9 protein-coding genes are annotated in these 11,907 nt (G+C 40.6%); all 9 read right to left on the bottom strand.

Annotated features, from left to right (window positions below; genetic code table 11):
- Positions 1-27: 27 nt before the first annotated feature.
- The 9 genes from pgi to E4635_RS06225 all read right to left on the bottom strand — a co-directional run bounded on the left by pgi (position 28) and on the right by E4635_RS06225 (position 11,907).
- Complete coding sequence (pgi, locus tag E4635_RS06185) at positions 28-1,671, bottom strand: glucose-6-phosphate isomerase (RefSeq protein ID WP_135525758.1); 1,644 nt, start codon at positions 1,669-1,671, stop codon at positions 28-30.
- Between the two features lie 169 nt (positions 1,672-1,840).
- The gene (locus E4635_RS06190; RefSeq protein WP_135525759.1) at positions 1,841-3,064 is read right to left on the bottom strand and encodes a M23 family metallopeptidase; all 1,224 of its coding nucleotides are present in this window, start codon (positions 3,062-3,064) and stop codon (positions 1,841-1,843) included.
- A gap of 18 nt (positions 3,065-3,082) precedes the next feature.
- Positions 3,083-4,006, bottom strand: coding sequence for a tryptophan 2,3-dioxygenase family protein (locus tag E4635_RS06195; protein WP_169630211.1), 924 nt, complete (start codon positions 4,004-4,006; stop codon positions 3,083-3,085).
- A 3-nt stretch (positions 4,007-4,009) separates the two neighbouring features.
- A complete protein-coding gene (locus tag E4635_RS06200; protein WP_135525761.1) occupies positions 4,010-4,783 on the bottom strand; it encodes a DUF3108 domain-containing protein in 774 nt (257 codons plus the stop codon).
- Positions 4,784-5,078: 295 nt separating this feature from the next.
- Complete coding sequence (gene hppD / locus E4635_RS06205) at positions 5,079-6,242, bottom strand: 4-hydroxyphenylpyruvate dioxygenase (RefSeq protein ID WP_135525762.1); 1,164 nt, start codon at positions 6,240-6,242, stop codon at positions 5,079-5,081.
- A 22-nt stretch (positions 6,243-6,264) separates the two neighbouring features.
- The gene (locus E4635_RS06210) at positions 6,265-6,642 is read right to left on the bottom strand and encodes a four helix bundle protein (protein WP_135525763.1); all 378 of its coding nucleotides are present in this window, start codon (positions 6,640-6,642) and stop codon (positions 6,265-6,267) included.
- A gap of 72 nt (positions 6,643-6,714) precedes the next feature.
- Positions 6,715-7,872: a homogentisate 1,2-dioxygenase gene (locus tag E4635_RS06215; RefSeq protein ID WP_135525764.1), complete on the bottom strand. Its 1,158-nt coding sequence runs from the start codon at positions 7,870-7,872 to the stop codon at positions 6,715-6,717.
- A gap of 247 nt (positions 7,873-8,119) precedes the next feature.
- On the bottom strand, positions 8,120-9,601 hold the full coding sequence (locus tag E4635_RS06220) for an amino acid permease (protein ID WP_135525765.1): 1,482 nt from the start codon (positions 9,599-9,601) through the stop codon (positions 8,120-8,122).
- A gap of 101 nt (positions 9,602-9,702) precedes the next feature.
- Positions 9,703-11,907: a patatin-like phospholipase family protein gene (locus tag E4635_RS06225; RefSeq protein ID WP_135525766.1), complete on the bottom strand. Its 2,205-nt coding sequence runs from the start codon at positions 11,905-11,907 to the stop codon at positions 9,703-9,705.

Genomic DNA, 11,907 nt, shown 5'->3' on the forward strand with positions numbered 1-11,907 from the left:
TTGAATTAATACGGCGTTTTTCAGGAATTATGCATTTTTCAGAAAATAATTCAATAAAAATTCGGTAGAAGAATCGTGGGATTTTACGCCTGAAATGTTAATTTCTTCCAAAATTGAGCTTGCCAGTTGCTTTCCTAATTCGACACCCCATTGATCGTAACTTGGGATATTCCAAATGATGCCCTGGACAAAAATCTTATGCTCGTAAATAGCAATCAGGGAGCCCAAAGTTTCAGGGGTCAGTGATTGGATCAGAATCGTATTGGTAGGCTTGTTTCCTTGAAAAACTTTAAAAGGCAATAGGAAATCCGCTTTTTCGCCTATAATGCCCTGTTGTCCGAATTCGGTTTTTACCGCTGCCGCTGTCTTGCCGTTGAGTAAGGCTTCGGTCTGGGCAAAAAAGTTGGACATCAATTGGTTATGGTGTTCCTTATCGCCGTGAAGGGATTGTACAAACCCAATAAAATCAGCAGGAATAAGTTTTGTCCCCTGGTGTATCAATTGAAAGAAAGCATGCTGGGCATTGGTTCCCGGCTCTCCCCAGATCACCGTTCCTGTTTGGTAATTGACAAGATTACCGTTTCGGTCAATGTTCTTGCCGTTGCTTTCCATTACAGCCTGCTGCAGGTAAGGCGTCAGTTTTTTCAGGTATTGCGTATACGGGATGATCGCTTCGCTTCCGGCGTTGAAAAAATTGGTGTACCAAACACTTAAAAGCCCCAGGATTACAGGTATATTTTGCCGGAAAGGAGTGTTTTTAAAATGCTTATCCATCTGATTGGCCCCAGACAGCAATCTATCGAAATTATCGAAACCTACAGCCAAGCTAATAGTCAGCCCTACAGCACTCCACAGCGAAAACCGTCCGCCTACCCAATTCCAGATCGGGAAGATGTTTTTTTCGGTTATCCCGAAAGCTGTAGCTTTTTCTATATTAGTAGATACCGCCACAAAATGTTTGGCAATATCCTGCTCTTTTGCACCGGCAAGAAACCATTTTCGGGCCGTTTGAGCGTTGGAAAGGGTTTCCTGTGTGGTGAAAGCTTTGGATACCACCACAAACAATGTGGTCTCCGGATTTAACCTGGAAAGGGTTTCCGCCACATGGTCCCCATCGATATTTGAAATAAAATGGATGTTCAGGTGGTTTTTATAGAATTGAAGCGCTTCAACAGCCATCGCCGGCCCCAAGTCGGAACCGCCAATCCCAATATTGACAATGTCGGTAAATGCCTTGCCTGTAAAACCTTGTATCGTTCCGGAAAGAACCTGATCGGTAAAGGCCTTGATCCTGTTCTTGATTTCAAAGATTTCAGGGACGATATTTTGTCCGTCTACCAGGACCGTATCGTTTGGATTGGCCCGTAAAGCCGTATGGAGTACCGCCCTGTCTTCGGTACGGTTGATTTTTTCTCCCGAAAAATAATCGGAAACCGCTTCCTTGAGCTTAACCTCTTCTGCTAAATCGAGTAACAGATCGATGGTTTTCCGGTTGATCCTGTTTTTGGAATAATCCACTACAAAAGATTCCCACTGGATATGGAATTCGTGGGCACGCAAACCATCTTCCCGGAACATTTCCTGCATGGAAACATCTTGTATTTCCTTAAAATGTTCTGAAAGTTTTTTCCAGGCCTGTGTCCCTGTAGGATTTATAGACGGTAATGCCATTTTTTGATGCTTCGTGTATTTTGATTCTTTTATTCCCGAATTAAATGCGAAATTACAATTTTAGTTTTAAATTTCTTTCCCGGCAGGCAGAAAGCCGAAATTCCCTCCTGCAGCACTTGTTTTCGGGATTGCAATGGTTCCAATAAAACGGGGTGCAAAACTGCGAAAATTATTGCAACGCCGCAACGCTGTCCAACTCTCTTTTCAATGGAGTCATGTAGTCAATGAACCTTGGCTTATTTTTACTATCCATAGGGGCGGAATTGGGCAATTTGAGTTTCAGGGCATCTACTTGCTTGCCGTTTTTCCAGAAACGATAACATACATGTGGCCCCGTTGCCAAACCGGTACTACCCACTTTCCCGATAACCTGGCCTTGTGTGACATGTTGCCCGCGGCGTACCAAAATACGGGACATGTGCAGGTATTGTGTCGAATAAGTCCTGTCATGCTTCACTTTTACGAAATTCCCATTCCCTGCCGTGTATCCGGCCTGTTCCACAACACCGCTTGCCGTTGACATGATAGGTGTTCCCGTAGGAGCGGCGTAATCGGTTCCGCTATGGGCTTTCCAGCGCAATTGTACAGGATGGAACCTGCTTTTGGAAAACCTGGAGGTAATATTGATGGATTTAAGAGGTGCTTTAAGAAAGAAGTTTTTCAGTGCTTTCCCTTCTTCGTCATAATAATCCATTTTCCTATCGGAAGGATTCTGCTTGAACGGGAAGGCATAGATTTTCTTGCCTTTGTATTCGAAAAAGGCGGCATGCAGGCTGTCAATGCCATCGTAAATAGTATCGTTTATAAACCTTTCGGTAAAAGTAACGGCAAACCTGTCTCCTTTTTTGGATTTGAAAAAATCGATAGACCATTTGTATACGTTGATCAATTCGCTGGACAAGGACGCGGCAACTCCTTCGTTTTTGAGTGTTTCAGATAATGAACCGTCCAATTGTCCCGAAATGGTCCTTCTTTTGAAAGTAATCGGTTTCTTTTTCTTATTGACTTTCGCAATGGAATCCCTGAAATCGACCACATAATAATTAAGCTGGTCCGGCTGGTAGATAAAATATTGGAGCTTTTTCGTTTTGTCCTTTGAAAGCAGCATCGTATACGGTTTTCCTATCCGTACGAGCCTCACGTTGAAGGAATCTTTTACTTTGGCAATAATATCATACACCTGTTTCCCGTTCAGGTTTTGCTTTTCGATAATACTCCCGAAAGTATCGTCTTTCCGGATCGTATCATTGATAACCGAAAAATCATTGAGGCGGAAACCAAAATCATAGACGATCGGTTCCGGCTTTTTTAAAGGCAGAACGGATTTCTCATTGTCTTTTTTGCATGAAATAATTACTAGCGCAATGACAAAAAGCGTTATAAATTTTTTCAAATGATCTGTTTTTTTTGATTATTCACCTTCACCCCAAGTCGCTAACTCTTGCTCAGACCAAAGTTCGGGAAAAAATATTCTTCTTTGGTACTTTGGATGCATGTATTTTTTCCAATCGCTTCCTCCGGTGGCTTCCCCATCACCTTTTCCGTTATCGATATATTTCCGTGCGGCATTTAAGTGGCCCATGACCCAAGTTATGTTTACCGTATGGTCGTAATGGCGCATGGCAGCAATTAGTTCCGGGTTTTTCTGGTCGCCTTCCGGGATTTCCTTGAATTTCCTCCAAAGGTTGATGGTGTTGTATTCTTCCATACAATCCAAAAATTCCTTTTTATATCTTTTTTCGAATTCCTTCAGGAAATACGATTTTTCCCCGGTGGTATAATCTTTTCCGGCAGCCTGCCAGTATAAATGCTCAAAAGCATGTTCGTAAGGCGTATTCCTGTCTATGGTAGCCCTGAAACGATGATCGATCAGGTTGATCAGGTCTGTGGAACAAAATTCGATCATACGGTACTGCGCGCTTTGGAAACCGCTCGCAGGTGTTAAGGTATGGCGGAATTTCATGTACTGGTCCACTTCCATTCCGTCTCCCATAATAGTAAACGAAGTGGTCAGCATATCGAAATAACGGCTGATGCGCATCAATCTTTCGGTAAAAAATGCTGTGGATGGTTTTTCCGTGTAAGACAATTGCTTTATTTCCCACAAAATCATTTTAAACAACAATTCATTGATCTGATGGTACATGATAAACACATTCTCATCGGGCAAGACGGTTCGCTGTACCTGAAGGCTCAAAAGGGCGTCCGTCTGGATGTAATCCCAGTAGGTAATAGGTTTGGACCATAAAAGGCCTTCAAGATGCGCTTCGGTTTTTTGATTTAATGCTTTGTATTTATCGTCAATTTCCTGGACGATATTTGAAAATTTACTCATAATTTATTTATCAGGTATTACCATAAAAGGATGTCTGAGCCCTTTGAAGGATTCTAAATCAGCCTTAAGCGAACCAACAGCCAAACTGGCTTTGATCCGTAAAGGTATTTTATTATCATCGTCTGAAATCCAGACAGTTAAACTTTCTTCTTCTTTAAAAACGCGGCCGGACTGTACCAGTGGCCTGAAAATCATGGTTTTTACTTTCCCAAAAGTAGTTTTTATTGTTTCCCTTCCAATGAATTTTAGCTTAAATTTCACAATTTCATCATCGAAAAACATATCGATCATAATGGCTTCCCCAACCTTCATTTTATCGATGTTGGGATGGTTCCTTAGGTAGTAAAACGAGGAAACGATATCCTGGATGTCTTCTGTGACATTGAATGTTTTTTCGGTATTGTTCTTGTAATCTTTGACGAAGACGGTATTTTTATCTTGGTTGAATATGCCTTCCTGGTTCTTCGTATAGCCGCCTTCATCGATTTTGCGTAGGAACTGATAGGGTTTTGTAGTAGTTTTATCGAAAAAACTCTGGTAATGGTCTTCTACTTTGAAAAACATTTTGGTCATACCGGTCGTGTAACCGTAACCTACCGCATAATGGACTTTTTTATTGTTTTTAGTGGATTCCTTTAGCTCCAGTGTGGCATAACCTGCAGTAACCAAACCATAGTGGATCCTGAATTTGAACCATTCACCAGTTTCGAAGGCGCTGTCCTGCCCTTTGGCAATAACAGAGATAAGTAGGACGAATAATAGTAGATTCCTTTTCATTTTGTGTTGTTTTTATATCCTTGGTGAAAGAAGAATACAATATTCATTCCAAAAATACTAAAAACAAAAAAACCCAGCCAAAAAATGACTGAGTTTTTATGCTATTAACCAACCAAAAAACTATAAATTATGAAAATTTATACAATTTGAGGGAACCACCCCTCTTAATTGCTCTGCAAAGGTAGGCTATAAATTCATTTAATTCAACGAAAAATCAACTTTAACATTTTTTTATCAAAAATAGCATCGTTTTAAAGGCAGATGTTAGTGAATTGTTAAGAAAAATGTCTTTTTATTACAAAGTTCCTCGTTTAGCTTGCTCTCTTTCAATAGATTCGAACAAAGCTTTGAAGTTTCCGGCACCAAAACCTTTGGCTCCCATCCTCTGGATGATCTCAAAAAACAATGTTGGCCTGTCTTCTACCGGTTTGGTGAAGATTTGCAATAAATAGCCTTCTTCATCCGCATCAATCATGATACCTAATTTTTGAAGTTCATTGATATCTTCTTTAAATTTCGCCATATGGTCTTTTAATCTCTCCGGTATGGCATCGTAATAGGCTTGTGGCGGTGTGCTTAAAAATTCGATTCCACGAGCTCTCATTTCTGCCACTGTTGAGATAATATCGTCTGTGGCAATAGCGATGTGCTGTACTCCTTCGCCTTCGTAAAAATCTAAATATTCTTCAATTTGAGAACGTTTTTTTCCCTCGGCCGGTTCGTTGATTGGGAATTTAATCCTTCCGTTTCCGTTACTCATTACTTTAGACATCAATGCAGAGTATTCCGTAGTGATCTGTTTGTCATCAAACGAAAGGAAGTTTACAAACCCCATGACATCTTCAAACCATTTAACCGCCTCATTCATCCTGTTCCAACCTGTATTCCCAACCATATGGTCAACATATTTCAATCCGACAGGAGCCGGATTATAGTCAGATTTCCACTCTTGGTACCCTGGCATGAAGATCCCGTTATAATTTTTCCTTTCTACGAAAACAAAAACCGTTTCACCATAAGCACCATAAATACCCGCACGTACTACTTCTCCATTTTCGTCTTTTTCTACAACCGGTTCAAAGTAAGGTTTAGCACCGCGTTTTGTAGTTTCTTCAAAAGCCGAACGGGCGTCTTCTACCCAAAGGGCGATTACTTTTACACCATCACCATGTTTTTTCACATGTTCTCCAATCGGAGAATTACTATTTAAAGCCGTTGTTAATACGATACGTATTTTATCTTGCTTTAATACATAAGAAGCTTTGTCTTTCACTCCGGTTTCCAATCCGGCATACGCCAAAGACTGAAATCCAAATGCTGTTTTATAAAAATGGGCAGCTTGTTTTGCGTTACCCACATAAAATTCCACATAATCTGTCCCTAATAAAGGTAAGAAATCCTGTGCTCCTTCAAATATTTTTTCCAGTCCGTATTCAACTGATTTTATTTCGTTACTCATAATTAATTAGTTAATTTGATAATTAGCGGATAAGCGAATTGCTTTTGGATGTACTAATTATCTTGTTTAATAATTTTATAATTCCATTCAATTTTTCGATTAATTCTTTCGGGTTTGGATATGATTCCAAATTTTCACAAAGAAATAACCAATACTCAGTTTCATCAGCCTCTTTTAAAGCAATTTTAAGTTTATGAATGAAGTCTGCTTTACTTTCAGCATTTTGGGCTTCTTTAACATTAGCACCTATTGATATTCCTGAGCGAATTATTTGTTTTGAAATTACATACTTTTTATACTCGTCTAATAGTTCGGAATATTTTACAATTAAAATCGAAAATTCGAAAGTTTCTCTTAAAATTGGATTTGTTTTATACCTCTCACTATTAGTAAAATTCATTCTGTTTTTTAGTTAATCATATTTATCTAAGATGAGCTAATTATTTCATTCGCATACACGCTAATTCAAAAATTATTCCACCCAGGATTTATAATATTTCCCATCGTCCAATCCCATGGCTTCTTCTGTAACCATTAGCGGACGGAAGGTATCGACCATTACGGCCAATTCCTGCGTTTCGGTATGCCCGATGCTTCTCTCCATGGCGCCTGGTGCGGGACCGTGTGGGATTCCTTTAGGATGCAATGTGATATGTCCTTGTTCGATATTGTTACGGCTCATAAAATCACCATCAACATAATACAGCACTTCATCACTGTCTATATTGCTGTGGTTATAAGGCGCCGGAATGGCCTTTGGATGGTAATCGTACAAACGAGGGCAGAAAGAGCACACTACGAAAGTCGCGGTTTCAAAGGTTTGATGCACCGGTGGCGGTTGGTGGACACGCCCGGTTATCGGTTCAAAATTATGGATGCTGAAACCATACGGGAAATTATAGCCGTCCCAGCCCACAACATCAAAAGGATGCGTGGCATAGAGTACTTCATGCATCATGCCTTCTTTTTTGATCTTGATCAGGAATTCACCTTTTTCGTCGTGTGTTTCCAATTCGCTTGGCAAAATAAAATCACGTTCGCAAAACGGGGAATGTTCCAAATGCTGGCCTGATTCGTTTTTATAGCGTTTCGGCGTATAAAAAGGGGTAAATGACTCTACATAGAACAAACGGTTTTCCGAAGTCTCAAAATCAATCTGATAGATCATCCCACGCGGAATAATCAGGTAATCGCCATATTCGAAAGGGATGTTCCCCATCATGGTGCGCAGTTTGCCTTTTCCTTTATGGATGAAGATCATCTCGTCTGCATCGGCATTTTTGTAGAAATACTCCCGAAGCGATTTTTTCGGTGCGGCCAGTCCAATGGTACAATCCCGGTTAACCAGCATGGCTTTGCGGCTGTCCAGGAAATCATCTTCAGGCTTTAGTTCGAAACCTTTGAACAATAATGATTTTATGTTTTTCCCAATCGCGATTTTAGGCTCGACCGAATAGGATTTGAGGATTTCTTTTACCTGTGTAGGCCTGTGGACATGATACAATAACGAAGAATGCCCGTGGAAACCTTCTGTTCCAAAAAGCTGTTCGTAGTACAAACCACCGTTTGGCTTTTCGAATTGCGTATGTCTTTTTTGGGGGAAATTCCCCAGTTTATGATATAGTGGCATTTTTTTCCAATTAAGAAGATTAATACATTAGCGAATAGGCGAATGTGTTAATTAACCAATCTGTCAATTAACTAATCCGCTAAGTAACAACTCATTCAGGATTTCTCTTGATGAGGAATTTAAGATGCGGCAATAAACCTGTCCATGACTTTACCATAAAACAAATATCGGAATTTTATTGAAAATGAATGCAATAAAAAAACCCAAAAAGAGGTTCTTTTTGGGTTTTTTATAATTTAGTATATCGTTATTCTTTATCCGGGTTGTTCAGGACGCTGTTTTTCTTTCCGTATAAGAAATAAATAGCCAGTCCGATTACCAACCATCCGATCAGCCTTAACCAGTTTGTCCAGCCTAATCCGTAAATCATGGCAAGGCAAACCCCTACACCAAGGATTGGTACCAATGGAACGAAAGGTGTTTTGAATTCACGTTTCATTTCAGGATTGGTTTTTCTCAATACGATTACAGAAATACAAACCAGGATGAATGCGAATAGAGTTCCGATACTGGTCATATCACCAACAATGTCACCCGGCACGAAAGCGGCAAATAATCCCACAATAACCAGGATAACAAGATTCGCTTTGTAAGGTGTTTTATATTTTGAATGCAAGTCACCAAAGGCTTTTGGCAACAAACCGTCTTTACCCATAGAATAAAATACTCTTGACTGTCCCAGCAACATTACCAGGATTACAGAAGAGAAACCAGCAAGGATAGCCACCGTTACAAATTGGGCCAGCCATGCATAATCTGTTCCCATTGCCGATGTGATTGCGTTGGCAACCGAAGCTTCTTTACCACCGGTTCTGAAAAACTCAACATTTTCAAGGCCTGTCAATACATGCGCAAAAAGAATATACAATACTGTACATACTGCTAATGATCCTAAAATCCCTATCGGCATATCGCGTTTTGGGTTTTTGGTTTCCTGTGCTGCCGTACTTACTGCATCAAATCCGATAAAGGCAAAAAATACGGTTCCGGCCGCTCCGAGAATCCCCATGATACCGCCGAACTTATGCCCGACACCATGTTCATCCACAAAAACAGAAGTTTCAGGAATATATGGCGTATGGTTCGCAGGATTGATAAAATTCCATCCGAAAGCGATAATCATCACTACAATAGCCACTTTAACTACTACAATGATACCGTTTACGAAAGCGGATTCCTGTGTTCCTTTTATCAGAAGCAAACTAATCGCTGCAACAATAAACAACGCAGGCAAATTAATGATACCGCTCACTCCGTCTGCAGAAGTCTGAAAAGGTGAATGAGACCATTCGAAAGGAATGGGGCTCGTATGAAATACATTGACCAGCAGGTTATTGAGGTATTCGCTCCAGGCAATCCCTACGGTTGCGGCTCCTACTGCATACTCCAAAATCAAATCCCAGCCAATAATCCATGCCAAAAGTTCCCCCATTGTCGCATAGGTATAAGTATAAGCACTTCCTGAAATTGGAATGGAAGAAGAAAGTTCGGCGTAACAAAGCCCTGCCAATGCACAGCCTATAGCCGCTACGATGAACCCAATGGTTACCGATGGCCCTGCATTCTGTGCAGCTGCGGTAGCCGTTCTTACAAATAATCCGGCTCCGATGATCGCTCCTATCCCTAAAGCTACTAGTGACCAGGCCGTTAAAGTTCTTTTTAATCCTTTCTCAGATTCCGATGCTTCTGCCAGTAACAGTGTCAATGATTTTTTCTTCCAAATAGACATAAAATATATTGTTTGGTTTTTAGTGTCCCAAAAATAGGCTTTTTTAAAAACATTCACACAAAAAAATTGTTTTTCTGCTTTTTATTTAATAAAAAATTGTTTTAAAACCAAAAACCGACGGTAAACCAAGTGTAGTGTTTTTTAGTTTCCGGCGACCAGCTGTGCTTCAGTTCAATTGGCCCGATAAAGGTTTCGATGCCGTAGCCCAAGCCATATCCCGAATATTTAGGGTGCGAAATCCAGGCGTTGGTCTGGAATATTTCCCTACCGATATTGGCATAATTCGCCGTAAAATTCAAGTGGCTTTTCCTAACGAACTCATAATCCAGGGTCATGCTCCCTTTGATGTAAGAACTCCCCGAAAGTTCCAGGAAATCATATCCGTAAAAATGACGGATATTGTTTATCTTGTTGAAACCGTAGCCTCCCAAAACGAAATCAAAAACGCTGTTCGTGTTTTTCTCCACATTAAAACCTCCTTCAGATTGCAGTTTTACGGCAATTTTCTTAAAAAAAGTGTGCACTATGGCCATATCTCCTTTAAAGGTTGAGAATTTCGAAAAATTGTTATTGTAATCTGTCGAAGAGAGGAACGATTGGAAATCCCCTAAAAAATACCAGCCTTTCTTCGGGAAATATTTATTATCGAAGGAATCGTATTTCAGGAACCCTACAACCGAAAGGTAATGGCTGTTATCAAAATACGTCGTGGTGTTTTGGATGGAATTAGAGGAAATTTTCATGAATTTATGTTCCACACCGGCACCGATCAGGAATTTTTGGGCAAAAATGGTCTGCAGGTACGCCTGGTTCGACAAATCGAGGTAATCCACATTGATGGAATTCAATCCCAGGTTCGAAAGCGTCATCCCGCCGTTGAAATCTGTTTTAGAGGTTTTGTTGAACTGCTGGAATTTGGATTTGAAACCGAAACTCCAATGAAAACCATTGTCAATATAATAATCGAAGTTATATCGGATATTGTCCCCAAGGATAAAATCGAAAGAAGCCACGTCATTCTTGATCAGTAATTTCTTTTTCGTGATATTGATCAGCCCTCCGGATTTGAACAGGTCATCATAATGCAGCCCTAGCTTGATAAAAGTTTTTACCGGGTTTTCACGGACTTCCAGGATCAGGTTGTCTTGGTTTTCGTTCTCCTTGGCCAGTTTGTAATTGATGGAACTGAAATTTTGAGTAGCATTCAGGTTGTTGATCCCGCTATGCAAATCGATATAACTGGTTTTCCTTTTGGGGTTGAACCTTAGTTTTCCCAGCACATACGATTTCGTATAATCCTTCAAACCTACAACCTCAATATCTTTAATATTAAGACTATCGGCCAGTTTTGAATGTGTGGGCACGGCTTTATAATTAGTCCCTAAGGAATCCAGCCTGCCTTTAACCAATTTTGCCGCTTCCACCCCTTTGTTTATAATGGCTTCGCCCTGCTCGAATGAAATTACGGTAAATCCGTCAATGTTCGGTTTGATGTAAATATCGGTTTTGAGTTTCTTTTCCTTCATTTTCTGAAGCATCTGGAAGTTTGAGATTTGTACCAAAACTCCCGCGGCTCCTTTAATCTGGCTGCTGGTTTTCAAATCATCCTGGACATCGACCCCGATAATGATATCTGCTCCCATTTTCCGGACTTCTTCCACAGGATAGTTATTGGTAACCCCGCCATCTATATAATATTTGCCATTGATCTCCACCGGGGAAAACAACGACGGGAAAGCGCTGCTGGCCAAAAGTGCCAAAGGCAAAGATCCTTTATTGAACACCACTTCCTCACCCGTTTCCACATTGGTGGCAATACACAAAAAAGGAATCTTAAGTTCGTTGAAATCCCGGATGTACCGGACGTTGTTCGTCAGCCTGCTGATTAGGTTATAGTTATACATCCCTTTTGAAATCCCTCTGGGTACCGAAATCCTGAGGTTTTGAAAAGGCAGCGTCAGGGCATATATCTCATCATTGTGTTTTTCGTAAAATGTCTTATTGTTCCTGGGCACAAAATCCTGCAGCAATTCGTCAAAATTTGTCCCCCTGAAAATAGAATCCAGCTCTTTGGCCGTATATCCTGAAGCGTACAACCCGCCAATTATGGCCCCCATACTGGTCCCGCCGATATAATCGATCTTTATGCCTGCCTTTTCAATTTCCTTGAGCACGCCTATATGGGCCAGTCCTTTCGCACCGCCTCCGCTTAAAACCAATCCGATTTTGGGTTTATGCTCGGTATTCTGGGAAAAGGAAGCCGTAAAAAAAATGAAACATAAAAAAAACAGTACGGTTTTTTTCAT

It is taken from the genome of Flavobacterium humi, assembly GCF_004745595.1.
GTDB classification, from domain to species: domain Bacteria; phylum Bacteroidota; class Bacteroidia; order Flavobacteriales; family Flavobacteriaceae; genus Flavobacterium; species Flavobacterium humi.